Origin of the sequence: Pseudomonas mohnii (assembly GCF_900105115.1) — a bacterium.
Classification (GTDB): domain Bacteria; phylum Pseudomonadota; class Gammaproteobacteria; order Pseudomonadales; family Pseudomonadaceae; genus Aquipseudomonas; species Aquipseudomonas mohnii.
In genome coordinates, this window is the sequence record NZ_FNRV01000001.1 from 817,110 (window position 1) to 842,966 (window position 25,857).

At 62.8% G+C, this 25,857-nt stretch carries 24 protein-coding genes; 21 read left to right on the plus strand and 3 right to left on the minus strand.

All coding sequences use genetic code 11. From position 1 onward, the window contains the following. The first annotated feature begins 136 nt into the window (after positions 1-136). The 19 genes from BLV61_RS03630 to BLV61_RS03725 all read left to right on the plus strand — a co-directional run bounded on the left by BLV61_RS03630 (position 137) and on the right by BLV61_RS03725 (position 20,121). Positions 137-1,054, plus strand: coding sequence for a LysR family transcriptional regulator (locus BLV61_RS03630; protein WP_090462567.1), 918 nt, complete (start codon positions 137-139; stop codon positions 1,052-1,054). Positions 1,055-1,237: 183 nt separating this feature from the next. Beyond that, positions 1,238-1,747 (plus strand): hypothetical protein, encoded by a 510-nt coding sequence (locus BLV61_RS31255; protein ID WP_244159796.1) that lies wholly within the window; start codon positions 1,238-1,240, stop codon positions 1,745-1,747. A gap of 265 nt (positions 1,748-2,012) precedes the next feature. Continuing rightward, positions 2,013-2,729: a glycosyltransferase family 25 protein gene (locus BLV61_RS03645; RefSeq protein ID WP_052193569.1), complete on the plus strand. Its 717-nt coding sequence runs from the start codon at positions 2,013-2,015 to the stop codon at positions 2,727-2,729. 233 nt (positions 2,730-2,962) lie between these two features. Continuing rightward, complete coding sequence (locus BLV61_RS03650; protein WP_047530176.1) at positions 2,963-4,369, plus strand: aldehyde dehydrogenase family protein; 1,407 nt, start codon at positions 2,963-2,965, stop codon at positions 4,367-4,369. Between the two features lie 153 nt (positions 4,370-4,522). Beyond that, positions 4,523-5,194, plus strand: a complete 672-nt coding sequence (locus BLV61_RS03655; RefSeq protein ID WP_047530178.1) for a GntR family transcriptional regulator — start codon at positions 4,523-4,525, stop codon at positions 5,192-5,194. A 114-nt stretch (positions 5,195-5,308) separates the two neighbouring features. Next, positions 5,309-6,241, plus strand: coding sequence for a 4-hydroxyproline epimerase (locus BLV61_RS03660; protein WP_047530179.1), 933 nt, complete (start codon positions 5,309-5,311; stop codon positions 6,239-6,241). Continuing rightward, positions 6,238-7,353, plus strand: a complete 1,116-nt coding sequence (locus BLV61_RS03665) for an NAD(P)/FAD-dependent oxidoreductase (RefSeq protein WP_090462570.1) — start codon at positions 6,238-6,240, stop codon at positions 7,351-7,353. Before BLV61_RS03660 ends, BLV61_RS03665 begins: the two co-directional genes overlap by 4 nt. After that, positions 7,346-7,582 carry a (2Fe-2S)-binding protein gene (locus BLV61_RS03670; RefSeq protein ID WP_090462573.1) on the plus strand — a complete coding sequence of 79 codons (237 nt, stop codon included), beginning with the start codon at positions 7,346-7,348 and terminating at the stop codon, positions 7,580-7,582. Before BLV61_RS03665 ends, BLV61_RS03670 begins: the two co-directional genes overlap by 8 nt. Next, the gene (locus BLV61_RS03675; protein WP_090462576.1) at positions 7,579-8,835 is read left to right on the plus strand and encodes an NAD(P)/FAD-dependent oxidoreductase; all 1,257 of its coding nucleotides are present in this window, start codon (positions 7,579-7,581) and stop codon (positions 8,833-8,835) included. Before BLV61_RS03670 ends, BLV61_RS03675 begins: the two co-directional genes overlap by 4 nt. A 71-nt stretch (positions 8,836-8,906) precedes the next feature. Further along, positions 8,907-9,656 (plus strand): helix-turn-helix domain-containing protein, encoded by a 750-nt coding sequence (locus BLV61_RS03680; protein ID WP_090462580.1) that lies wholly within the window; start codon positions 8,907-8,909, stop codon positions 9,654-9,656. Positions 9,657-9,988: 332 nt separating this feature from the next. Beyond that, positions 9,989-10,807: an ABC transporter substrate-binding protein gene (locus BLV61_RS03685; protein WP_047530186.1), complete on the plus strand. Its 819-nt coding sequence runs from the start codon at positions 9,989-9,991 to the stop codon at positions 10,805-10,807. 10 nt (positions 10,808-10,817) lie between these two features. After that, positions 10,818-12,596, plus strand: a complete 1,779-nt coding sequence (lhpI, locus tag BLV61_RS03690; protein WP_090462583.1) for a cis-3-hydroxy-L-proline dehydratase — start codon at positions 10,818-10,820, stop codon at positions 12,594-12,596. Beyond that, positions 12,589-13,254, plus strand: a complete 666-nt coding sequence (locus tag BLV61_RS03695; RefSeq protein WP_090462586.1) for an amino acid ABC transporter permease — start codon at positions 12,589-12,591, stop codon at positions 13,252-13,254. The genes lhpI and BLV61_RS03695 overlap by 8 nt, the downstream gene beginning before the upstream one ends. 10 nt (positions 13,255-13,264) lie before the next feature. Further along, a complete protein-coding gene (locus tag BLV61_RS03700) occupies positions 13,265-13,915 on the plus strand; it encodes an amino acid ABC transporter permease (protein ID WP_047530192.1) in 651 nt (216 codons plus the stop codon). Then, a complete protein-coding gene (locus tag BLV61_RS03705; RefSeq protein ID WP_047530195.1) occupies positions 13,908-14,630 on the plus strand; it encodes an amino acid ABC transporter ATP-binding protein in 723 nt (240 codons plus the stop codon). The genes BLV61_RS03700 and BLV61_RS03705 overlap by 8 nt, the downstream gene beginning before the upstream one ends. A 187-nt stretch (positions 14,631-14,817) precedes the next feature. After that, complete coding sequence (locus tag BLV61_RS03710) at positions 14,818-15,846, plus strand: trans-3-hydroxy-L-proline dehydratase (RefSeq protein ID WP_090462589.1); 1,029 nt, start codon at positions 14,818-14,820, stop codon at positions 15,844-15,846. 163 nt (positions 15,847-16,009) lie between these two features. Then, on the plus strand, positions 16,010-16,927 hold the full coding sequence (locus BLV61_RS03715) for a dihydrodipicolinate synthase family protein (protein WP_034150208.1): 918 nt from the start codon (positions 16,010-16,012) through the stop codon (positions 16,925-16,927). Between the two features lie 73 nt (positions 16,928-17,000). Beyond that, positions 17,001-18,395 (plus strand): fosfomycin efflux MFS transporter AbaF, encoded by a 1,395-nt coding sequence (abaF, locus tag BLV61_RS03720; protein WP_090462592.1) that lies wholly within the window; start codon positions 17,001-17,003, stop codon positions 18,393-18,395. 145 nt (positions 18,396-18,540) lie between these two features. Then, positions 18,541-20,121, plus strand: coding sequence for an aldehyde dehydrogenase (NADP(+)) (locus BLV61_RS03725; RefSeq protein WP_090462595.1), 1,581 nt, complete (start codon positions 18,541-18,543; stop codon positions 20,119-20,121). A 181-nt stretch (positions 20,122-20,302) separates the two neighbouring features. Here the strand turns inward: BLV61_RS03725 and BLV61_RS03730 are convergent, their stop codons facing one another. The 3 genes from BLV61_RS03730 to BLV61_RS03740 form a co-directional block, all read right to left on the minus strand. Further along, positions 20,303-21,310 carry an Ldh family oxidoreductase gene (locus tag BLV61_RS03730; protein WP_090469734.1) on the minus strand — a complete coding sequence of 336 codons (1,008 nt, stop codon included), beginning with the start codon at positions 21,308-21,310 and terminating at the stop codon, positions 20,303-20,305. A 129-nt stretch (positions 21,311-21,439) separates the two neighbouring features. After that, positions 21,440-22,420, minus strand: coding sequence for a GlxA family transcriptional regulator (locus BLV61_RS03735; protein ID WP_090469737.1), 981 nt, complete (start codon positions 22,418-22,420; stop codon positions 21,440-21,442). Positions 22,421-22,523: 103 nt separating this feature from the next. Continuing rightward, positions 22,524-22,850, minus strand: a complete 327-nt coding sequence (locus BLV61_RS03740; RefSeq protein ID WP_047538810.1) for a carboxymuconolactone decarboxylase family protein — start codon at positions 22,848-22,850, stop codon at positions 22,524-22,526. A gap of 234 nt (positions 22,851-23,084) precedes the next feature. On the opposite strand from BLV61_RS03740, the gene BLV61_RS03745 reads away from it, so the two are divergent. Together BLV61_RS03745 and BLV61_RS03750 are read left to right on the plus strand one after the other, a co-directional pair. Continuing rightward, the gene (locus BLV61_RS03745; RefSeq protein ID WP_047530205.1) at positions 23,085-24,458 is read left to right on the plus strand and encodes a glutamine synthetase family protein; all 1,374 of its coding nucleotides are present in this window, start codon (positions 23,085-23,087) and stop codon (positions 24,456-24,458) included. 7 nt (positions 24,459-24,465) lie between these two features. After that, on the plus strand, positions 24,466-25,857 hold the full coding sequence (locus BLV61_RS03750) for an aldehyde dehydrogenase family protein (protein ID WP_090462598.1): 1,392 nt from the start codon (positions 24,466-24,468) through the stop codon (positions 25,855-25,857).

Below are 25,857 nucleotides of genomic sequence, written 5' to 3' on the forward strand. Positions count from 1 at the left end.
TGCTCCTGACGCTTGTGACTTCATGCAAGCCAAGTTAAATTCCGGCCACCCCCTTGGGAAGATCTATTATCAGAGGGGCCATCTTCTGAAAAACAGATAGCTCTGAAAATCAGATACCCCGTTATCCGGAGTGCCCATGTCACTGACCCTGCGCCAGGTCCGCTATTTCGTCGCCACCGCCGAGATCGGACAGATCTCCCAGGCGGCGATTCATTTGAATATTTCCCAGTCGGCGGTGACCACCGCGATCAAGGAACTGGAGGGAATTCTCGGCACACTGTTGTTCCAGCGCTCGGCCCAGGGCATGAGCCTGACCGATGCCGGGCGACACTTTCTCAACCGGGCCTACGTGATTTTGCGCAGCGTCGATGACGCGTTGAACAGTCCGCTGCCAGACGTCCGCGCCAGCGGCCTGTTGCGATTGGCGGCGAGCTACACGGTGATCGGCTACTTCCTGCCGCACCACCTGCAACGACTTGAGCATTGGCATCCGGACGTGGCCATCGAAGTCCACGAACAGGAGCGTACGGCCATCGAACAAGGCCTGCTGGAGGGCCGCTTCGACATGGCGGTGGTGCTCACCGCGAACCTGACTCACCCGGACATCGTCTCGGAGATCCTCTTCAATTCCGAGCGCCGGCTATGGCTGCCCAGCCACCATCCCTTGTGCGAACGCTCAGCCGTCAGCCTTGCCGACGTGGCGAAGGAACCTTACATCCTGCTGACCGTCGACGAGGCCGAACAAAGCGCCATGCGTTACTGGGAACATGCCCACCAGCAGCCGAACGTGCGGGTGCGGACCAGTTCGGTGGAAGCGGTGCGCAGCATGGTCGCCAATGGCAGCGGCGTGGCGATCCTCTCGGACCTGGTGCACCGCCCCTGGTCGCTGGAGGGTAAGCGCATCGAAACCCTGACCGTCACCGACAAGGTCACGCCCATGAGCGTCGGCCTGGCCTGGCATCGAGAACGGGAATTCAGCCCGGCGATGCAGGCCTTTCGTAACTACTTCCACGACGCTTTTCTGGCGCCACAACAGCTCTCTGCACGTCGATAAAAAGCCGCAAGCATTCAAAAGTTAACGTCTAGACTTCATCGAAGGCAGGTTGCAGCCAGGCTCCGCACCCATAACAAAAAGCCACCCGAAACCCAGGGAGCTCCGACTTTGAAAATGTCATCCATCTGCGCCATGGGGAGCCTGTTGGTTTCGTTCGCGGCTTGCGCCAACGGGATCGTTCCCGTGCTCGACCTGGACTTCACAAGGTCAGCGACTGAAACCCTGAAAAAAATCGGGATCAACGATGCTTGTGTTATCAGAGCCTCAAACCCTGTCTCGTTCACCTACTGCCGAGAAGGATCGTCAACGCTCTGGAAATATCAGGACCTGGACCTGACGCAACTGGCAGCGATCAACGGCGACAAAAAGCTGTCCCCTACGGCGCCCCAGCAAATCAGTGTCCTGGAATTCAATAGCGCGATCTGTGAACACGAGGGTGCCGCTACCCTTGTCAAACCGACAATGGCTCGCTGGCTTGCCTTCAGCCTGCTGGCCCTTTTCGTGCTGCTGGGTTTGCGCTACACCTACCAGACCCTCCGGCCTCGCCGCCATGACCTCAACGCCTGTTCGAATCCCGGCTTACTGCCATTGAACGAAACCCTGCCCCGGTTCAACCCATCGAAAAAGGCCGCAACGGCGCTGGGTATTGCCTTGGCGCTGGCACTCGTGTGCTTCAGCTACCTGGGATTCTGAGCAGGGCCAGCGGTTTTTCGCGACCCCAACGGCCGTCTCGAGCAATAGCCTCGACCCGGATCGGGCGCAGGCCCCAAATGCGCATGGAACCCGCTGCCGCCGAGCCCTCTCGCGGTCGCGGCACGCCGGTTCACGAAACCCGAACCCATCGGGAAATGCCGCCTATACTGCAGCCCGGTGTCGATAGAGAAACGGTCAAAATCGCCAGCAATTCTGCCGGTTCCCCATCCAGCCGCCCTGATTGTCTGCCCCAAGGACCTGACAGATGAATGTGATCGACTATTTTGATCGAGCAAGAATCATCAATATCGCGTCGAGGAAGGATCGCCGTCTCGAAACGGAAGAAGAATTCGCTCGCAACGGCTTTCACATAGATGATGAAAAAGTAGGCTTTTTCAAGGCTGTTACACCTACCGAGGGAGAAGGCTTCCCGAGCGTCGGGGTCAGAGGCTGCTTTTTGAGTCACCTGGGGGTGCTCGAAGAGGCCATGCGCCTGGATTTGAAAAACATCCTGATCCTGGAGGACGACATACAGTTTTCCAGACGCATTTCCCAGTATGGAAAACAGGCCATCGAGGCGCTGGATGGCATGGACTGGGACATCATCTATTTTGGGCATCCGGTTGAAACAGACTCAAGCATGCCCACCTGGAATGTGGTCGACCAACCCATACATTTGGCCCATTTCTACGCCGTGAACGGCAAATGCTTCGGCACATTGAGGGATTTTTTATTGCAGATTCTGGAGCGACCGCCAGGACACCCTGACGGCGGTCCAATGCACTATGACGCGGCCCTCAATACCCTTATCCATCAGAACAACGCCATTCGGGCTTACTACTTCACCGCCAATCTCGGCTATCAAAGACCCTCGCGCACAGACCTGCATGAACTGTCCTTCTTTGACAGGGTGTCTGTGCTGCGGCCGGTCATCGGCATGCTCAGGAAGTTGAAGGCCAGAAACCTGAGAAGGACTCGATAGAGTGCTCTTTCTTCAGCAAAGCGCTGGCCCCTTGAGCCATTCATAAAGACGCGCAAGGCATTGGTGGGGGGGTGGGAGACAGGTTTTCTCTAAAACTGAACAACCCCCTCTCGATTATTCATTTTTGCAAACACTCATTCAGGATTACCGTGGCGCCAAAGGCTGACAGACCGTCGGCCCGAATCGTAATCAGGCAGGTCGACTGCCTTTTTGTCCCCCACGAGGTAAGCCCCATGTCCGTACAAACCCTGACTGTGCACGCCCCTTACAATGGCGCCGTCGTCGGCCAGGTGGCGGTGTCCACCGAGGCGGATGTCGAACAGGCACTGAGTGTCGCCCACGGGATTTTTCGCGACCGCAGCCAGTGGTTGTCCAAGCCTCAACGCATTGAAATCCTGCAACGGTCGGCCGAACTGATCGCCGCGCGCAAGCTGGAGATCGCGACCCAGGCGGCCAGCGAAGGCGGCAAGCCGCTGAAGGACTCGATCACTGAAGTCGAGCGTGGCATCGACGGCATCCTGAACTGCATCGAGGTGCTGCGCACCGAGGGCGGTCACGTGATTCCGATGGGATTGAACGCGACTTCGCAGAACCGTGTGGCCTTCACCCAATACGAACCCATCGGTGTGGTCGCAGCCGTATCGGCGTTCAACCATCCGTTCAATCTGATCGTGCATCAGGTGGTGCCCGCCATCGCCGTCAGTGCCCCGGTGATCGTCAAGCCAGCGGCCAACACCCCGCTCAGTTGCCGCACGCTCCTGCAAATCCTGGCCGAGGCCGGCCTGCCGACTGGCTGGGCGCAGATGGTGCTGCCGACCGATAACGCCGTCACCGGCCGACTGGTCTCCGATCCGCGGGTGGGTTTCTTCAGTTTCATCGGCTCGGCGGCCGTCGGCTGGATGTTGCGCTCGACCCTGGCACCCGGCACTCGCTGCGCGCTGGAGCATGGTGGCGTGGCGCCGGTGATCCTCGCAGCGGACGCCGATCTCGATGACGCCCTGCCGCGCATCGCCCGTGGCGGTTTCTGGCACGCCGGGCAAGCCTGCGTGAGCGTGCAACGGATCTTCTGCCATCGCAGCATCGCCGAACAGGTCGCCGTCCGCCTGGGCCAGTTGGGCGATGCCATGGTGGTCGGCGATCCGACCGATATCCGTACCGATGTCGGCCCGCTGATCGCCGAACGTGAAGTGCGTCGCGTGGACCAATGGGTCAATGCAGCCGTCGCCGGCGGGGCCCGTTTGATCTCGGGCGGTCGCGTTCTGGACTACAACGGCTATGCGCCGACCGTGCTGCTCAACCCGCCCATCGACTCCAATGTGATGCAAAAGGAAGTGTTCGGCCCGGTGGTGGCGGTTTACGCCTATGACGATCTGGCCGACGCGATCCAACTGGCCAACGCCCTGCCCTATGCCTTCCAGGCCGCAGTCTTCACCCGCGATCTGGACACCGCCATGCAGTGCTATCAGGACCTCGACGCCACGGCGGTGATGGTCAACGAGAACACGCTGTTCCGCGTCGACTGGATGCCGTTCGCCGGAGCCCGCCTGTCGGGGCATGGCGTGGGAGGCATTCCACACACCATGAAAGAGATGCAGATAGAAAAGATGATGGTCTGGCGCTCCCGGGCGGTTCGCGGCTGATCGAGTCTCGTCGGCCCAGGATTGCGTCTGGTCCGCCCATTCCCGGGCGGACCTGCGGGACGCTTGCAGGCGGGAGCCCGTCGCCGCCAGGCAAGATCAGCGAACGAATTTCGTATACCCTGTCGCTATCTCTCACTCCGAACGACCGCCGCCGTGAACCTACCCAAATTCAACGCTCCCGACCTTGGCAATACGCCTTCGACGTCGGAAATCATCACCCGTCATCTGCGGGACGCAATCGTCGCCGGGCATTTTGCCGAGGATGAGCCGATTCGCCAGGACGACATTGCCCGCCAGTTCAACGTCAGCAAGATTCCGGTGCGCGAGGCGCTCAAGCGGTTGGAGGCCGAAGGGCTGGTGATGTTCCAGCGCAATCGCGGGGCGATGGTCACGCGCATTTCCGACGCGGAACTGGCGCAGATGTTCGAAGTGCGCATGTTGCTCGAAGACAAGGTGCTGCGCCTGGCGATTCCCAACATGACCGAAGAAACCTTCGCCCGCGCCGAGCGTATCTGCCAGGAGTTTATCGGCGAGGACGACGTGGGGCGCTGGGCCGAGCTCAACTGGGAACTGCACGCCTGCCTCTATGAACCGGCGCAACGGCCATTCCTGGTCAGCCTGATCCGTTCGGTCAACGACAAACTGGAGCGTTACCTGCGCATGCAGATGAGCCTGTCGGCGGGCAAGGAGCGCGCCGATCACGAGCACCGCGAGATCCTCGCGGCGTGCCGTGCAGGCGATGTCGACTTGGCGGTGAAGCTGCTGGACGAACACATCGCCGGGGTCTGCGAGACCCTGTTCAAGCACCTGCCCCACGCTCACTGACCGCAGCGATGACTGTGCTGATTTCGTCATCGGCATCGGTTAAATCCATCAAGCCGGCACCCCGCTGTACGGGCCACTCTTTCGGTCACCCAACCGAATGGACGTGGCCCTCCGATGAAACGCATCTCCGTGATCGACTCCCACACCGGCGGCGAACCCACCCGCCTGGTGACCGCCGGCTTTCCTGATCTGGGCACCGGCAGCATGGCTGAACGGCGCCAACGCCTGGCCGAACAGCACGACCAGTGGCGTGCGGCCTGTGTGCTGGAACCGCGCGGCAGTGACGTGCTGGTAGGCGCCCTGCTCTGCGAACCCGTGGACCCGAGCGCCTGTGCCGGCGTGATTTTCTTCAATAACAGCGGTTATCTGGGCATGTGCGGCCACGGCACCATCGGCCTCGTCGCCTCCCTGGCCCACCTGGGCAAAATCGGCCCCGGCGTGCACAGCATCGAGACGCCGGTAGGCACGGTGCAGGCCACCCTGCACGACGATCATTCGGTGAGTGTGCGCAACGTTCCGGCCTACCGTTATCGCAAGGCGCTGCAAGTACAGGTGCCAGGCATCGGCCAGGTGACCGGCGACATCGCCTGGGGTGGCAACTGGTTTTTCCTGATCGCCGATCACGGGCTGCGGGTGGCTGGCGACAACCTTGATGCCCTGACCGCTTACACCTACGCCGTTCAACAAGCGCTGCAAGACCAGGGCATTCGTGGCGAAGACGGCGGCCTGATCGACCATGTCGAACTGTTCGCCGCTGACGATCACGCGGACAGCCGCAACTTCGTGCTCTGCCCCGGCAAGGCCTACGACCGTTCACCCTGTGGCACCGGCACCAGCGCCAAACTGGCGTGCCTGGCGGCCGACGACAAGTTGCAGCCCGGACAGATCTGGCGCCAGGCGAGTGTCATCGGCAGCGAGTTCGAAGGCTCTTTCGAGTGGCAAGGCGAGCGCATCGTGCCGACCATTCGAGGCCGCGCCTTCATCAGTGCCGAGGCCAGCCTGATCATCGAGCAGGACGACCCGTTCGCCTGGGGCATCCGCCCGTGAATCGCAGCCATGCGGCCGATGTGATCGTGATCGGCGCCGGCATCATCGGCGCGGCCTGCGCCCAGGCACTGGCGCGGCGTGGCTTGCAGGTACTGGTGCTCGACGCCGGCCTGCATGGCGCGACGGCGGCGGGCATGGGCCATCTGCTGGTGCTCGACGACAACCCGGCGGAACTGGCCCTGAGCAACTATTCCCTGCAGCGCTGGCGCGAGCAGGCAGCAGACTTGCCCGAGGGCTGTGCGTACCGCAGCAACGGCACTCTGTGGCTGGCGGCCAACGCCGAAGAGATGGCGGTGGCCCACAGTAAATACCTGAACCTGCAAGCCCATGGCGTGGCCTGTGAGCTGGTCGGCGCCAAGGCCTTGCGCCAGCGTGAGCCGGAGCTGCACGAAGGCCTCGAAGGGGGTCTGCTGATCAACGGCGACGGCATTCTGTACGCGCCCGCGACGGCCAACTGGATGCTCGACACGCCGAACATCCACCAGCGCCGGGCGCGGGTCATTGAGGTCGATGGCAATCGGGTGCGGCTTGATGACGGTCAGTGGCTGAGTGCCGAAGCCGTGGTGCTGGCCAACGGCATCCAGGCCAATGAGCTGTGCCCGGAGCTGCCCATCGAGCCGAAGAAAGGCCACTTGCTGATCACTGACCGCTACCCCGCCACGGTCACCCACACCCTGGTGGAACTGGGTTACGTCACCAGCGCCCATAACGCCAAGGGCCCCTCGACGGCCTGCAATATTCAGCCGCGTCCGACCGGGCAATTGTTCATCGGCGCCTCGCGGCAGTTCGGCACCACCGATCCGCAGGTCGAAGGCTGGATGCTGGCGAAAATGCTCAAGCGCGCGGCCCAATACATGCCGGGGTTGGCGCGACTCAATGGCATCCGCGCCTGGACCGGTTTTCGCGCTGCCAGCCCGGATGGCCTGCCGCTGGTGGGCCAACATCCACAACGCCAGGGCTTGTGGCTGGCGGTCGGTCATGAAGGCCTGGGGGTGACCACAGCCCCCGGCACCGCCGATTTGCTGGTCGCGCAACTGTTCAACGAAACCCCGCCACTGGCCGCACACCCCTATCTGCCCCAGCGTTTCCTCGGAGAACCCGCCTATGCCTGAATTGATGCTCGACGGCCGTGCCCTGAGAGTCGCCGAGGGCACCAGTGTCGCCGCGGCCCTGGCGTTGGGCAGCGACGGCTGCACACGCACTTCGGTCAGTGGTCAACGCCGCGCACCGCTGTGCGGCATGGGCATCTGCCAGGAATGTCGGGTGACCATCGACGGTCGACGGCGCCTGGCCTGCCAGACCCTCTGCCGTGACGGCATGCAGGTGGAGACACGCCCATGAATGAATATGCCGATCTGTTGATCGTCGGTGCCGGTCCCGCCGGCATGGCCGCCGCACTGGCCGCCGCGCCCAGTGGTGCCCGCATTGTCATGCTCGACGACAATCCGCTGGCAGGCGGACAAATCTGGCGCGACGGTCCGCAGGCCAGCGTGCCGATCCAGGCCCGCCGGATGCGCGAGCGTGTGCAGTCCCACCGCAACATCCGCCATCACCCCAGCACCCGGGTGATCGCCAATCCCGGTCCGAAACAACTGCTGGTCGAAGACGACGAGCACGGCTGGCTGATCAGCTACGACAAACTGATTCTGTGCACCGGCGCCCGCGAATTGCTGCTGCCCTTCCCCGGCTGGACACTGCCGGGGGTCACCGGGGCCGGTGGTTTGCAGGCGCTGATCAAGGCCGGGTTGCCGGTGCAGGATCAGCGCGTGGTGATCGCCGGTAGCGGGCCGCTGTTACTGGCCAGTGCCGCCACCGCGAAAAAGCACGGGGCCAACCTGCAGTGCATCGCCGAACAAGCCTCGCTCAAGGCCGTGGCCGGTTTCGCGGCGCAACTGCCGCGCTGGCCCAACAAACTGCTGCAGTCGTTCACGCTGTTCGACCGCCACTACCGAACCGGCGCCCACGTGCTGGCGGCCCTTGGCAGCGACCGACTCGAAGCTGTGCGCCTGCACCAGCATGGCAAGATCGTTGAACTGGCGTGTGATCGGCTGGCCTGTGGTTTTGGTCTGATCCCGAACATTCAATTGGGTCAGGCCCTGGGTTATGCCCTCGAAGGCCAAGCGCTGGCGGTGGATGCCTGGCAAGCCAGCCGCGTCGATCACTACGCGGCCGGTGAATGCACCGGCTTCGGCGGCAGTGAACTGGCCTTGGTCGAAGGTGCGATTGCCGGCCACGCCGCCATGGGTGATGTCGAAGCGGCCCGGCAATTGTGGCCACGCCGGGCACGCTGGCAGAGCTTCGCCAAAGCACTGAACCGGGCATTCGCCCTCGACCCGCGACTCAAGTCGCTGGCCCGTCCCGACACCCTGGTTTGCCGCTGCGAAGACGTGCCCCATGGGGCATTGGCCGGGCACACCGATTGGCGCGCGGCCAAGCTGGCCAGCCGCTGTGGCATGGGCGCCTGCCAGGGGCGTGTGTGTGGCGGCGCGGTGCAGCATCTGTTTGGCTGGTCACCCTCGACGCCGCGCCCGCCGTTCAGCCCGGCGCGCATCGAGACCTTGATGTCCCTGGACGATACCCCGCCAGCCTCATGACTGCGCCAGGGGTTTCGGCCACGCGGCCGAGCCACTATGATCCCGGGGGTCGCCATCAGGCCCCCAACGCCATGTACCCCTCGCTCACCACCTTCAAGCCCTGCGATTTACCAACGCTGCTGAACAGTCTCCAGCCGATCGCGCCGCTACTCGACACCCTGTCCGATGTGGTGTTTTTCATCAAGGATCGCGAGGCCCGTTACGCCTTCGTCAACCAGACCCTGGCCCGGCGCTGCGGTTTCAAGAACAGCGAGGATCTGCTGGGACGCACCGCCGACATGGTCTTCCCGGAGCACTTCGGTCCGCTGTACACCGAACAGGACCGACGCGTGCTCTCCAGCGGCCGGGTACTGGCCGATCAACTGGAACTGCACCTGTACTTCGGCAACCAGCCGATCTGGTGCCTGACCCACAAACTCGCGCTGTACGATGCGCAGGGGCACATCGTCGGCCTGGCCGGTATCTCCCGCGACCTGCAATCGCCGCAGTCCAATCATCCGGCTTATCAGAAACTGGCGGCGGTGGATTTGCACATCCGCAATCACTTCGCCCAGCCCATCAGCCTCGCCGAATTGACCGCCATCGCCGGCTATTCCGTGGCGCAGCTGGAGCGTCATTGCAAGCGGGTGTTCCAGCTCACGCCACGGCAGATGATTCACAAGGCGCGCCTGGAAGAGGGATCGCGGTTGTTGCTGCACACCGACCTGCCGATCACCGAAATTGCCTTGCGTTGCGGGTATACCGACCACAGTGCGTTCAGCCGGCAGTTTCGGGCGCTGACCCGTTTGTCGCCGAGTCAGTATCGGGGGGATCGGGGTTAGGGGTGTTTGGGCTGGTTTTGGTCGCGTTGGGGCTTTTCCAAGTGACTCGCCGTAAGGGCGAAACCGCCAGCAGCCGTTACCGCAGAAACGGATATGTACTCCCATGTTTCTTAACGGGGCGTCAGCGCAACCGATGCTCCCATATGTAACACCGCCCAGCGCGGCAACGGCGCAACCCTTCCAGTCGCAACGCCCCTGAAACGCCTCTAACCCAAGGCCCAAAAACAATTTCACGACTAAAACTGGAAACAGGCACATTGATTGCTATTGTTAATATCGTATACGAAATCCCCAATACGATATTCAACAGCACTTAACCCAACGAGGCCTCTATGAAAAACCCCGCATTTGCCGTAGCCCTCAGCGCTGTTCTCAGTACCTCCTTTATCGCCACCGCACAGGCCGACAAGCTCGATGACATCATCGGCTCGGGCAAGCTGCGCTGTGCCGTCACCCTGGACTTCCCGCCCATGGGCTTCCGCGATGCGGGCAACAACCCGGCCGGCTTCGACGTGGACTACTGCCATGACCTGGCGAAGATTCTGGGGGTCGAGGCTGAAGTGGTCGAGACACCGTTCCCTGACCGCATCCCGGCGCTGGTCTCGGGGCGCGCCGATGTGATCGTTGCCTCCACCTCCGACACCCTCGAACGCGCCAAGACCGTCGGCCTCACCGTGCCGTACTTCGCGTTCCAAATGGTGGTGCTGACCCGCGACGATACCGGCATCAATGGCTTTGACGACCTCAAGGGCAAAGCGGTGGGCAATACCAGCGGCACCTATGAGGCCATCGCCCTGGAGAAAGACGTGAAGAACTGGGGCACCGGCAGTTTCCGTGCTTACCAGTCGCAGAACGACACCTTGCTGGCCGTCGCCCAGGGCCACATCGACGCGACCGTGGTCACCAACACCGTCGCCGCTGCCACGCTCAAGTCGGGTAAATACAAAAACCTCAAAGTCGCCGGGAACGCCCCCTACGTCATCGACTACGTGTCCCTCGGCGCCAAGCGCAACGAGTATGGCCTGCTCAACTACCTCAACCTGTTCGTCAACCAGCAAGTGCGCACCGGTCGATACAAGGAGCTGTTCGTCAAATGGGTCGGCACCGATATCGCGCCGACCAACCTGACCGTGCCACAGGTCTACTACTAAGGTGCCCGGTATGCCCAGGTCCACTTTTCTGACCGGTCGCAGCCTGGTCGCGGGCGCTGCTCAAGGCGCCCTGTTGTTCGCCGATGTCGGCCTGAGTTTCTGGGGCGGAGTGGATTGCGCCACTGGCGAGGTCATCGATCGCCACCATCCCCTCAGCGGCGAATACCTGGCCGGTTGTGTGCTGGCGATTCCCAGCGGCCGTGGCTCGTGCACCGGCAGCAGTGTGTTGATGGAGCTGATCAGCAACGGCCATGCACCGGCAGCACTGGTGCTGGCCGAACCCGACGAGATCCTGACCCTGGGCGTGCTGGTGGCTCAGACCATTTTCGAGCGTTCCTTGCCGGTGCTGTGCATCGGCCAGGAGGCCTTTGCCGCCTTGCGCGGCGGGGCCTTCGCCCGGGTCGAAAACACCGCGGTCAGCGTGTTCGATCAGCCGCCGGGCGATGCCTGGCAGGCCATCGACAGCCTGCTGCAGAAAGACGCAACACGCACCGCCATCGAACTCACCGAACATGATCAGGCCCTGCTCGACGGCGAGTTGGGCAAAGCCGCCCAGGTGGCCATGCAGATCGTCCTGCGCATGGCCCAATTGCAAGGTGCGCGCCGCCTGGTGGATGTCACCCAGGCGCACATCGATGGCTGCATCTACACGGGACCGGCGAGCCTGCGCTTTGCCCGGCAACTGGTGCAATGGGGGGCGAAAGTCCGGGTGCCCACCACCCTCAATTCGATCTCCGTGGACCAGCGCCGTTGGCGCGAGCTGGGCGTCGACCCGGCCCTCGGCGAACCCGCCAGTGCCCTGGGCGATGCCTACATGGCGATGGGCGCACAGCTCAGCTACACCTGCGCGCCGTACTTGCTCGACAGCGCGCCCAAGGCGGGCGAGCAGATTGTCTGGGCCGAATCCAATGCGGTGGTCTACGCCAACAGCGTGCTGGGCGCGCGTACCCTGAAGTATCCGGACTACCTCGACATCTGCATCGCTCTGACCGGCCGCGCCCCGTTGATCGGCTGCCATCTGGACGCGCAACGCAAGGCGCGGTTGCAGATCGAGTTGCCCGCCCTTGATGATCTGGACGATGCCTTTTACCCGCTGCTCGGTTATCACATCGGCGCATTGGCCGGCAGCCGCGTGCCGCTGGTGCTGGGCCTGGAAAAGCGCAAGCCGGGCCTGGACGATCTGAAAGCCTTCGGTGCGGCTTTCGCCACCACCTCGGCGGCGCCGCTGTTTCATATCGCCGGGGTCACCCCGGAGGCCATCGACCCGGCACAGGTACTGGAAGCCGGCACGCGCATTCCCGTGGAAAAAATCCGCCTGCAGGACCTGATGATCAGTTGGCGCGCGCTCAACAGCGCCCGTGACCCGCGGGTGGATGTGGTGTCGCTGGGCAACCCGCATTTTTCCCTTGGCGAGTTCGCTCACCTGGCGCGGCTGTGCCGGGGTCGGCACAAGCACCCGGACGTGGTGCTCGCCATCACCTGCGGGCGCGCGGTACTGGAACAGGCGCGCGAGGCCGGGCATATCGCGGTGATCGAGGCCTTCGGCGCCACCCTGGTCACCGACACCTGCTGGTGCATGCTCGGCGAGCCGGTGATTCCGCCGACCGCGACCACCCTGATGACCAACTCCGGCAAGTACGCCCATTACGCCCCGGGCCTGGTGGGGCGCAAGGTGCATTTCGCCAGCCTGGCCGAATGCGTCGATGCCGCGTGCAGTGCCACGGCCAGCGGGCGACTGCCGGCCTGGCTGCAACCTGCGGCCCAACTGGAGAGCCCCGCGCATGTTTGATTACACCTTCCAATGGCGCTCGGCCTTGCGCGCCCTGCCCGATATGCTCGCCGGCGCCGTGGTCACCTTCGAGACCGCCGCCCTGTCGATGATCTTCGGCGTGCTGATCGCCCTGGTCCTGACGGTCATGCGCGAAGCCAGGCATCCGCTGTTGCGCGGCATCGGCAATGGCTGGGTGTCGATCGCCCGCAACACCCCATCGCTGTTTCAGATCTACGTCCTGTACTTCGGCCTCGGGTCGCTGGGCTTGCATGTCAGTTCCTGGCTCGCGTTGCTGGCCGGGATCACTTTCAACAACGCAGGCTACCTGGCGGAAAACTTTCGCGGCGGGCTCAAGGCCGTGCCCCACACCCAGGTGCGTGCCGCACGGTCCCTGGGCATGAGCGCCTTCCAGACCTACCGCATGATCATCGTTCCGCAGCTGCTGCGCATCGTCTTCTACCCGCTGACCAATCAGATGGTCTGGGCGGTGCTGATGACGTCGCTGGGGGTGATCGTCGGGCTGAACAATGACCTGACCGGCGTGACCCAGGAATACAACGTCAAAACCTTCCGCACCTTCGAGTACTTCGCCATCGCGGCGGTGCTGTATTACGCGATTGCCAAGGCGATCGTCGCGACAGCCCGGCTGATGGCCTGGCGGTTGTTCCGTTACTGAGGAGCTGTCCATGTTTGCCACCGATTTTTCCTCGAATGACCTGCTGTTCCTGCTCAACGGGGCCTGGGTCACCCTGCAGCTGACGTTCTGGTCGATCATCCTCGGCTCCCTGGCGGGCCTGCTGTTCGGCCTGCTGCGGGCGCTATTGCCACGGGCCAGCCTGCCGCTGGCCTGGGTGCTGGATGTGTTTCGCAGCGTGCCGTTGCTGATCCAGTTCGTGCTGTTCAACTCACTCAAAAGCATCGTCGGCCTGAACATCAGCGCCTTCAGCGTCGGCTGCATCGTGCTGGGGGTCTACACGGCGGCGTACTTCACCGAAATCGTGCGCGGCGGCGTGTTGGCCGTGCCGTTCACGGTGCGCCGGGCCAGCCGCTCCCTGGGCCTGAGTTTTCTCCAGGACCTGCGCTGGATCGTCCTGCCGATGGCCACGCGGGTGGCCTTCCCCGGCTGGCTGAACCTGGTGCTCGGGGTCATGAAAGACACCGCGCTGGTGATGTGGATCGGCATCGTCGAACTGCTGCGCGCTTCGCAAACCATCGTGACCCGCATCCAGGAACCGCTGCTGGTGCTGTGCATCGCGGGCCTTATCTACTACGTCATGAGCCTGGTGGTCGCCCGCCTCGGCGCTCGTCTGGAAAGAAGGTGGCAAGAAAATGATTGAGATCGACAACGTACATAAATCCTTCGGCAACCTCGAAGTGGTCAAGGGCGTGAACCTCACGGTGAACAAGGGCGAGGTGGTGTCGATCATCGGCGGCTCCGGCTCCGGCAAATCGACCCTGCTGATGTGCATCAACGGCCTGGAACCGATCCAGAAAGGCAACATCCGCGTCGACGGTGTCGAGGTCCATCACAGCGCCACCGACCTCAACCGCCTGCGGCAGAAGATCGGCATCGTGTTCCAGCAATGGAACGCCTTCCCGCATTTGACCGTGCTGGAAAACGTCATGCTGGCGCCGCGCAAGGTACTGGGCAAAAGCAAGGCCGAAGCTGAAGAACTGGCAGTCAAGCAACTGACCCATGTGGGACTGGGCGACAAGCTCAAGACCTTCCCCGGCAAGCTGTCCGGCGGTCAGCAGCAACGCATGGCCATCGCCCGTGCCCTGGCGATGTCGCCGGACTACATGCTGTTCGACGAAGCCACCTCGGCCCTCGACCCGCAATTGGTGGGCGAGGTGCTGGACACCATGCGCATGCTCGCCGAAGACGGCATGACCATGGTCCTGGTGACCCACGAGATCCGCTTTGCCCGCGACGTGTCCGACCGCGTGGCGTTCTTTCGCAATGGCCTGGTGCACGAGATCGGCTCGCCCGACCAGGTCATTGGCAATCCGGTGCATGCGGAGACTGCGGCGTTTCTCAAATCAGTGAAGTAACCGGTGGCCCTCACCCCCCCTGTAGGAGCTGGACTGTCGGGTCGCCGCATCGCAGCGATGGTCGATGACCCGGGTGGTCTGGATAAACGCGGCGCCCTTGAGAGCATCGCCAGCAGGCTGGCTCCTACAGGGTTCGCGGTGTACAGCGATCACGGCAGGTCCACACAGGCACAACAAGGAGCAAAGCATGCGTTCATCAAAAGTCATCCATGTCGTCAGCTGCCACGCCGAAGGCGAGGTCGGCGATGTGATTGTCGGCGGCGTCGCCCCGCCCCCTGGCGCCACCGTGTGGGAGCAGTCGCGCTGGATCGCCAGGGATGAAACCCTGCGCAATTTCGTGCTCAACGAACCGCGCGGCGGGGTATTTCGTCACGTCAACCTGCTGGTGCCGGCCAAGGACCCGCGGGCGCAGATGGCCTGGATCATCATGGAGCCGGCCGACACGCCGCCGATGTCCGGTTCAAATTCGTTGTGCGTGGCCACGGTGTTGCTCGACAGCGGCATCCTGCCGATGACCGAACCGCAAACCCGTCTGGTGCTGGAAGCCCCCGGTGGATTGATCGAGGCCGTGGCCGACTGCCGTGACGGCAAGGTCGAACGGGTGGAAATCAAGAACGTGCCTTCCTTCGCCGATCGCCTGGATGCCTGGATCGAAGTCGAGGGTATCGGTTCGCTACAGGTCGATACGGCTTACGGTGGCGACAGTTTCGTGATCGCCGATGCCAAGGGCCTGGGCTTTTCCATCCGCCCGGACGAGGCCGCCGACCTGGTAGCGGTCGGGCTGAAAATCACCCGGGCAGCCAACGAACAATTGGGCTTCGTTCATCCGCTTAACCCCGATTGGTCGCACATCTCGTTCTGCCAGATCGCCGCGCCCATCGTCCATGAAAATGGCATCGCCACCGGTGCCAATGCGGTGGTCATTCAACCGGGCAAAATCGACCGCTCGCCCACCGGCACCGGTTGCTCGGCACGCATGGCGGTGTTGCAGGCCAAGGGCTTGATGCAGGTGGGCGAACGCTTTATCGGGCGTTCGATCATCGGTTCCGAGTTCCACTGCCGCATTGATTCGCTGACCGAAGTGGCCGGCCGTGCTGCCATTTATCCGTGCATTTCCGGGCGAGCCTGGATCACCGGCACCCACCAACTGTTGCTCGATCCAAGCGATCCTTGGCCACAGGGCTATCGCCTTTCGGATACCTGGCCCGGTGCGTGATATCAATGCAAAGCCTTTGTGGCGAGGGACCTTGCTCCCTCGCCACAGGGGTCTTCACCAGACCAACGGCTGAAAAAACCATCAATTGAATGAAAAAAGCACTAGCCGAATGCTTTCACTTTAAATATCGTATACGAAATACTTTAACGAACCGGAGGCAACAATGAGCAAGCGAATCAACTGGAGTGGCGTCTTCCCCGCAGTGACCACTCAATTCAACGATGACTTCACCATCAACCTGGATAAAACCCACCAGGTGATTTCCAACGTCATCCGTGATGGCGTGTCGGGCCTGGTGGTCTGCGGTTCGGTCGGTGAAAACACCTCGCTGACCGCCGAAGAAAAAATCGCCGTGACTGAAGTGGCCGTGGACGCTTCTCGCGGCCGTGTACCGGTGATCTGCGGCGTCGCCGAATTCACCAGCGTGCAAGCGGCCAAGGTCGCCAACGCGGTGCGCAAGGTCGGCGTCGACGGTGTGATGCTGATGCCGGCGCTGGTCTACGGCTCCAAGCCGTTCGAGACCGCCGAGCACTACCGCTACGTGGCGAAAAACGCCGACGTGCCATTGATGGTCTACAACAACCCGCCGATCTACAAAAACGACGTCACCCCGGACATCCTGATTTCCCTGGCCGACTGCGACAACGTGGTGTGCTTCAAGGATTCGTCTGGCGATACCCGTCGTTTCATCGACGTGCGCAATGAAGTCGGTGACCGTTTCGTGCTGTTCGCCGGTCTCGATGACGTGGTGCTGGAAAGCATCGCCGTCGGTGCCGAGGGCTGGGTGTCGGGCATGTCCAACGTGTTCCCCAAAGAAGGCGAAACCATCTTCCGCCTGGCCAAGGCCGGGCGTTTTGCCGAAGCCATGCCGATCTACGAATGGCTGATGCCGATCTTGCACCTGGATGCCCGTGCCGACCTGGTGCAGTGCATCAAGCTGTGTGAAGCCATCGCCGGTCGCGGCAGCGCCCTGACCCGTCCGCCACGCCTGGCCCTGCCGGAAGCCGATCGGGTGTTCGTCGAGCAGATCATGGCCAAGGCCCTGGCCAACCGTCCGCAACTGCCGGACGTCGGTCTCTGAGTGATTGCCGGGCGGGCCCTCTGCGGGTCCGGCCCGGCTGCCTGTTTTTTGCGCCTCTACAGGGAACGTCATCATGTCCAACGCTCAACACATTCAAAGCGCAACCACACCCTCGGGACTCAAGCGCGTCGTGGCCGCGGCCATGGCCGGCACTGTCGCCGAGTGGTATGAATTCTTTCTCTACGGGACGGCTTCGGCACTGGTGTTCGGCCAGTTGTTCTTCCGCCAGACCGACAGCCCCATCGACGGCATCATTGCCGCCTTCGCCCTCTATGCCGTGGGCTTTCTCGCCCGCCCGCTGGGTGGCCTGGTGTTCGGTCACTACGGTGACAAGTTCGGCCGCAAGCGCCTGCTGCAACTGAGCCTGGTGGTGGTCGGCATCACCACGTTCCTGATGGGCTGCCTGCCCGGTTTCGAACAGATCGGCTATGCCGCGCCGGTGTTGCTGGTGCTGCTGCGCCTGATCCAGGGCTTCGCCTTTGGCGGTGAATGGGGCGGTGCGATTCTGCTGGTGTCGGAACACTGCCCGGATAACCGCCGTGGGTTCTGGGCCAGTTGGCCGCAAGCCGGTGTACCCGCCGGCAACCTGGTGGCCACGGTCGCCCTGCTGCTGTTGTCATCGAACCTGTCGGAGCAGCAATTCCTCGCCTGGGGCTGGCGCGTGGCATTCTGGTTCTCGGCGGTGGTGGTGCTGATCGGCTACTGGATTCGCACCAGCGTCGATGACGCCCCGATCTTCAAGGAAGCCCAGGCCCGCCAGGCACAGACCCGCCAGCAACAACTGGGGGTGGTGGAAGTGCTGCGCCACCACTGGCGTTCGGTGCTGGTGGGCATCGGCGCGCGGTTCGCCGAAAACATCCTCTACTACACCGTGGTCACGTTCTCGATCACCTACCTGAAACTGGTGGTGCACAAGGACACCTCGGAAATCCTGTTGCTGATGTTCGGCGCTCACCTGTTGCACTTCTTCCTGATTCCGCTGATGGGCTACCTGTCGGACCTGGTCGGGCGCAAACCGGTGTACCTGGTCGGTGCGGTGCTCACCGCTTTCTGGGGCTTCGTCGGTTTCCCGATGATGGACACGGGCAACAACTGGCTGATCATGGCGGCCATCACCCTGGGCCTGGCCATCGAGTCGATGACCTACGCACCCTACTCGGCGCTGATGGCAGAGATGTTCCCGACGCACGTGCGCTACACCGCGTTGTCGCTGTGCTACCAGGTGGCGCCGATCTTCGCCGGCTCCCTGGCCCCGCTGATCGCCATCACCCTGCTCAACAAGTACCACAACTCGACACCGATCGCCTGGTACCTGGTTGGCGCCGCACTGATCTCCATTGTCGCCGTCGGCCTGACCCGCGAGACCCGTGGCAAGTCGCTGCGCTCGGTGGATGCCGAGTCGGCGGCGCGCATTGCGGCGCTGGACCCGGCCTCGGCAACCCCGCGTCGTGCTGATTCGCTGGCTTGAGCTTTTTACCTGTAGGAGCGAGCCCGCTCGCGAAGAACATAGGGACAACGCGTTAATTCAGAAAGCACGCGTAATCGTTGACGTCCATCGCGAGCAAGCTCGCTCCTACAAGGGTTCCATTCCTCATTTGCGACAGGAGTACTCAATGTCCGGGATCCTCGGCCACAACTACATCGGCGGTGCGCGCAGTGCCGCTGGCAGCATCGCCTTGCACAGCCGTGACGCCAACACAGGCGAAGCGCTGCCCTACTCGTTCATGCAAGCCACGGCGGAGGAAGTGGACGCCGCCGCCCAGGCCGCCGCGTTCGCTTACCCGGCCTTTCGCAACCTGCCGGCAGCGCGCCGGGCGGATTTCCTCGACGCCATTGCCGCGCAACTGGATGCACTGGATGAACGTTTCATCACCCTGGTCGCTCGCGAAACCGCGTTGCCGAGCGCACGCATTCAGGGTGAGCGCGCACGCACCAGTGGCCAGATGCGCCTGTTCGCCCAGGTCCTGCGTCGCGGCGATTTCTACGGGGCGCGCATTGATCGCGCCCTGCCCGACCGTCAACCGTTGCCACGGGTCGACCTGCGCCAGTACCGGATCGGCGTCGGCCCGGTCGCGGTGTTCGGCGCGAGCAATTTCCCGCTGGCCTTCTCCACGGCCGGCGGCGATACCGCAGCCGCCCTGGCCGCCGGGTGCCCGGTGGTGTTCAAGGCCCACAGCGGCCACATGGCGACCGCCGACATCGTCGCCGATGCGATCATCCGCGCCGCCGAGCAGACCGGTATGCCCAAAGGCGTGTTCAACATGATCTACGGGGCCGGCGTTGGCGAAGCGCTGGTCAAGCATCCGGCGATCCAGGCAGTCGGCTTCACCGGTTCGCTCAAAGGCGGCCGTGCGTTATGCGACATGGCGGCGGCGCGGCCACAACCGATTCCGGTGTTCGCTGAAATGAGCAGCATCAACCCGGTGGTGGTATTGCCCGAAGCCCTGCGCCTGCGCGGCGAAACCATTGCCGGCGAACTGGTCGCTTCGGTGGTCCAGGGCTGCGGTCAGTTCTGTACCAATCCGGGGTTGGTGATTGGTATCCGTTCCCCGCACTTCAGCGCATTCAGCGCTCAGCTCGCGACCCTGATGGCCGGGCAGCCCGCGCAAACCATGCTCAACGCCGGCACCCTCGGCAGCTATGAGAAAGGTGTGCAGGCCTTGCTCAACCATTCAGGGGTGACGCACCTGGCCGGTCATGACCAACAGGGCAATCAGGCGCGACCGCAACTGTTCAGGGCCGATGTCAGCCTGTTGCTGCGGGGTGATCCGCTGCTGCAGGAAGAAGTGTTCGGCCCGACCACCCTTCTGGTCGAAGTGGCCGACGAGGCTCAGCTGCAACAGGCCCTGAACTGTTTGCACGGGCAACTCACCGCGACCCTGATAGGCGAGGCAGAGGATCTGCAGGAGCATGGGCAATTGCTGGGGCTGCTGGAACAAAAGGTTGGCCGGGTGTTGTTCAACGGCTACCCCACTGGCGTCGAAGTCTGTGACGCGATGGTGCATGGCGGTCCCTACCCGGCCACCTCCGATGCCCGTGGCACCTCGGTCGGCAGCCTGGCCATCGAGCGTTTCCTGCGCCCGGTGTGCTACCAGAACTGCCCGGAAGCACTGTTACCCGACGCCCTGAAAAACGCCAATCCACTGGGCATCGCCCGACTGGTCGACGGCACCAGCCACCGCGACCCAATCTGAAAAACCCCAAAAAACCTGTAGGAGCTGGCTTGTCGGGGCGCCGCATCGCAGCGAAGGTCGCTACCGAAAACGCGTACTGCCTGAATAAACGCGGCACCCTTGAGTCCTTCGCCAGCAGGCTGGCTCCTACAGGTTGATCTGCCGCCCCGGAATGTTGTGGGCGACTTCTGCAGGTCAGCAATCAGGCCAGCAGTGCCTTGAGGTCGTTGTACAGCGCTTCGGGAATCTGCACCCCTTCCGCCAGGCTGCGCGCCCGTGCCGCATAACGGCGCTGCGACGGCAAACGTGCGTCCTGTCCTTCAATGCCCTGAAACAACGATTCGGCCCTGGCCAGATGTACCGGCGCCGAGTCGCCCAAGAAGCGTCGGGGATCCAGTGCGATGATGAGTTCGCCATGGTACGGCGAAGACTTGCTGCCGGCGTCGTAAGCCAGCGATTCAGCGCTGGTCAGGTCGCCGATCAACGGCCCGGCGATCAGCTCGACCATGGCCGCCAGCGCCGAGCCCTTGTGCCCGCCAAACGTCAGCATCGCACCGCTGTCGAGCACCACGTTGGCATCGGTCGTCGGCTGTCCCTGCGCGTCCACGCCCCAGCCTTCGGGGATCGCTTTGCCGGCGCGGCGGTGCAGTTCGATGTCGCCCCGGGCGATGGCGCTGGTGGCAAAGTCGAACACGAAAGGGTCCTGTCCCGCCCGAGGCCAGCCGAAGGCAATGGGATTGGTGCCGAACACCGGCAGACGTCCCCCGGCCGGCGCTACCCAGGCATGGCTCGGGTTGCACGCCAGCGCGACCAGCCCCTCTGCGGTCAGTTGCTCGATCTCCACCCACAGCGCGGAAAAATGCACGCAGCGGTTGATCGCCAGTGCGGCAATACCATTGGCTCGGGTTTTCTGTGCCAGCAACGGCAACCCCGCCTTGAACGCCAACTGCGAGAATCCACCCCCCGCATCCACCCGCACAATCGACGGTGCCTGGTCGATCACCTGCGGCTCGGCCGTGGCCGACACCTTGCCGGCCCGCAGGGAATTCACACACCCCAGAATCCGGTACAAACCATGGGAGGCGCAGCCATCTCGCTCGCCGGCGATCACCGTCGCCGCCACGGCTTGCGCATGGGCCAGATTAAAACCGTTGTGCAACAGGATCGATTCGGCCAACTCACGGGCTTCGATCAGGCTCAGTTGGATCATGGTCATCTCCTTGAACAGACCGTTCAGGGTGGTCTGTTCAAGGCGAGCTGGCTTGATGGGTTTGGGCACAGGGGATGACGAAATCGGCACAGGGCAATTCTGGACGGTCGCCCTGACCATCAATGTGGGTCATTTGACGAGTCGCTTTTCCTTCGATGGCCGGTAACCGAAGTACGCGCTGTAGCACTTGCTGAAATGACTGGGTGAAACAAAGCCACAGGCCACCAGCACATCGACCTGGGACAGCTCGGTGTGCTGGAGCAGTCGTCGCGCTTCAGTGATCCGCAGCTCCATGTAGTAGCGTTGCGGCGTCGTGCCCAACTGCTCCCGGAACAAGCGTTCCAGTTGTCGACGGGAACGGCCTGCATAGACCGCCAGTTGCTCCAGCTCAAGAGGCTCCTCGAGGTTGGCGTCCATCAACTTCACCACCTCGCGCAAGGGCGCACTCACGCAGATATTTTCAGTGGGCTTGATACGCCGGTAGCGAGACTCTTCGAAAGCCAGGATGTCCTCGATACCCTCGACCAGCGCTTTGTCGTGCAGACCCTTGATCCAGTCCAGCGCCATGTGGAATGCCCCGGAAGGGCTGGACGCCGTGAGCCGGTCACGATCGATGATGTAGGGCTCGCTGCTGACTTGCGTGGCCTTGCAGAACTCCGCGAGCGCCGGACGATGTTCGGGGTGAATGGCGCAGCGGTAACCGTCGAGCAAACCGGCCTTGCCGAGGAACCACGCACCATTCCACAACCCGGCCAGACTGACACCCTGCTCTGCTGCGGTTCTCAGCAGGTTGATAAAACCCTCACTGGCCTTGAGTTCCGTTCGATAGCCACCGCAAATGACCAGCAGATCCAGCACCTTGATCTCCGAACAGTCGAGTCTGGCATCGGGGCGAATCACCAGTCCCAGATCGCTGACGACCTCGCCTTCGTTCAGGCCAAAGGTTCGCGAAGAAAACGCCTCCGGGCGTAGAAGATTCGCCGTGACGAAGGTGTCCAGCGCCTGGGTAAACGCCGGCAGCGAGAAATGTTCGAGCAGCAGGAATCCTGTTCGAACCGTTCGCTGGTCGCCTGTGTGCTCATTGAGATAACGAAGGTTTTTCCCCTTCATGCCTCCGCTGAATTGCCGTCGTTCGATCAATGCCCGACCCACTCCGTTACGTTACGACCATGCCTTGAATGTGTTGGTAAAACGCGATGCCAGGCAGTTGAGACTAGGGTGCCTCCTCCCCCAAGACATCTTGAGCCCAACTGAGGGCGGCCACGACAGTAGGGAAACCGATCGTGCTGGTCAATGCGATCAGTGCATGGCGGATTTCCTCCGGCGTTGCCCCCGCTTGCGCGGCCCGCCGGGCATGACTGTGGACAGCGCCTTCGGAATGGATGGCCGCCGCCGCGCCAAGCTGGACCAACTGGACCACTTTTTCCTCCAGCGGCCCCGCCTCACGCACGGCCGCGCCCAATGCCTCCACGGCGTCCAGGTACTGCGGGTATTGCTGCTTGAGGTGTCGGTAGGTGTTGTGCTCTTTCTTCTTTGCCATCTCTTTTCTCCTCGCGAGCCCGTGCCGGCCTGCACCGATGGGTCCGTTCCCGGCAGTGTTCAGCAGACTCATAAAGGCTTCGATCAGCGAAACTTGCGAAAAGCAACAGTAGGCTAAGCTTAGTGCAGCTTATTGCTCACGATGCTCGCATCTGCAGGTTTTGGGTTTTTCTGGAGAGCGTCTGCAACAGCTGATTCAGACAGGCCCAACACCATTTGCGCAGGACTTGCCGTGATGACCGAGCCTCTCCTCAGTTTTGACGAACTCAAGCGTGCTGCCGCTTCCGGCGAAATCGACACCGTCCTGGTGTGCATGGTCGACATGCAGGGTCGACTGGTCGGCAAGCGTTTCCAGGTCGAGTTTTTCATCGACAGCGGCCATGAAGAAACCCACTGCTGCAATTACCTGCTCGCCGACGACATCGACATGGAGCCGGTGCCCGGTTATGCCGCCGCCAGCTGGAGCAAAGGCTACGGCGACTTCGTGCTAAAGCCCGACATGAGCACCCTGCGTCGGGTGCCCTGGCTTGAATGCACGGCGCTGGTGCTCTGCGATGTGCTCGACCATCACCATCGACGGGACCTGCCGCACAGCCCCCGGGCGATCCTGAAAAAGCAGGTCGAGCGCCTGCGTGAGCGCGGCTACACCGGGATGTTCGCCTCGGAGCTGGAGTTCTACCTGTTCGACGAAAGCTACGAAGCCATCCACAAGCGCAACTACCACAAGCCGAAAACCGCCGGTCACTACATCGAGGACTACAACATCCTGCAGACCACCCGCGAAGAGCCGGTGCTGCGGGCGATTCGCAAGCACCTGCAGGCGTCCGGCATTCCCGTGGAAAACTCCAAGGGCGAATGGGGACCGGGCCAGGAAGAAATCAACATCCGATACGCCGATGCCATGACCATGGCCGACCATCACGTCATCATCAAGCATGCCTGCAAGGAGATCGCGCAACTGCAAGGCAAGGCGATCACGTTCATGGCCAAGTGGCGCTATGACGCCGCTGGCTCCAGTAGCCACATCCACAATTCGCTGTGGGACAAGAACGCCAGGAAACCTCTTTTCTACGATGCCAAGGCCGAGTTCGGCATGTCGAAACTGATGCGTGCCTGGGTGGCCGGGCAGCTCAAATACGCCAACGACATCACCTGCTTTCTCGCGCCCTACATCAACTCCTACAAGCGCTTTCAGGCCGGCACCTTCGCACCGACCCGCGCGGTGTGGAGCCGCGACAACCGCACCGCAGGCTTTCGCCTGTGCGCCGAGGGCAGCAAATCCATCCGCATCGAATGCCGCATTGGCGGCGCCGACCTCAACCCCTACCTGGCCTTCGCCGCGTTGATCGCGGCCGGGCTGGCGGGGATCGACGAGAAGCTCGACCTCGCCCCACCCTTCGAGGGTGATGCCTATCTCGACGAGCAACTGCCCGAAGTCTCCAAAACCTTGCGCGAGGCCAGTGCCGCCCTCCAGGGCTCAAGCATGTTGCGCGAAGCCTTCGGTGATGAAGTGATCGATCACTACGTGCACACCGCCGAATGGGAACAGAAAGAGTACGACCGGCGGGTTACCGATTGGGAATTGCAGCGCGGCTTCGAGCGCTATTGAGACCGACATGCCTTCGACGATTCAACTGATCTCACCGGTCGATGGCCGGGTTTACGCCGAGCGCCAGTATGCCGATGCGGCACAGATCGAACAGGCCCTGGCGGATGCCAGCGTCGCCCAGGCGCAATGGAAACGCCGGCCACTGAGCGAACGCGCGGCTTTTTGCAGCGCGGCGGTGGACGCGATGCTGGCCATGAGAGACGAGATCGTCCCGGAGCTGGCCTGGCAAATGGGCCGGCCAGTGCGCTTCGGCGCGGGTGAGCTGCGGGGTTTCGAAGAGCGCGCGCGTTACATGATCGCCATTGCACCAGAGGCCCTGGCAGCGGTTGAACCCGCGCCCATCGCCGGTTTTCGCCGGTTGATCAAACGTGAACCACTGGGCACGGTACTGGTGATCGCGCCCTGGAATTACCCCTACCTCACCGCCGTCAACACGATTATCCCGGCGTTGATGGCCGGCAACGCCGTCATCCTCAAACACGCTTCGCAAACCCTGCTGGTGGGCGAACGGTTTGCCGCCGCCATGGGTCGCGCCCACTTGCCGCCAGGGCTGTTCCAGAACCTGTTGCTCGATCATGGCCAGACCACCGCGATCATTGCCAGCGGGCAGGTGCAGCAGGTTAATTTCACCGGATCGGTTGAAGCCGGCCGGGCCATGGAAAGCGCGGCCACGGGACGCTTCCTCGGCATGGGCCTGGAACTTGGCGGCAAGGACCCTGCCTACGTGCGGGCAGACGCCGATCTCGAACAGGCGGCAGAAAACCTGGTGGACGGCAGCTTCTTCAACTCCGGGCAAAGCTGCTGCGCCGTGGAGCGCATCTATGTCGATCAAACAATCTACCCGGCCTTTGTCGAGCGCTTCGTCGAACTGACCCGCCAGTACGTGCTCGGCAATCCACTGGACCCGGCCACCACCCTCGGTCCGCTGGTGACGCCCGGCGCGGCGGTCTTCGTGCGTGCCCAAATCGCCGAGGCCCTGGCCCAGGGCGCCAGGAGGCTGATCGATCCACTGGCTTTTGCCGCCGACGTACCGGGCAGCGCTTACCTCGCGCCGCAGGTGCTGGTCGATGTCACCCATCACATGTCCGTCATGCGCGATGAAAGCTTTGGTCCGGTGGTCGGCATCATGCCGGTGACCGGCGACGACGAGGCGATCGCTTTGATGAACGACAGCGAGTTCGGGCTCAGCGCCTCAATCTGGACCCAGGACCTCGCCGCCGCCGAACGCCTGGGCAACGAGATCGACACCGGCACCCTGTTCATGAATCGCTGCGATTACCTGGACCCGGCCCTGGCCTGGACGGGCGTGAAGAACAGCGGGCGCGGCGTGACCCTGTCGCGGCTGGGCTACGAACACCTGACCCGCGCCAAATCCTTCCATCTGCGCCACGAGATCTGA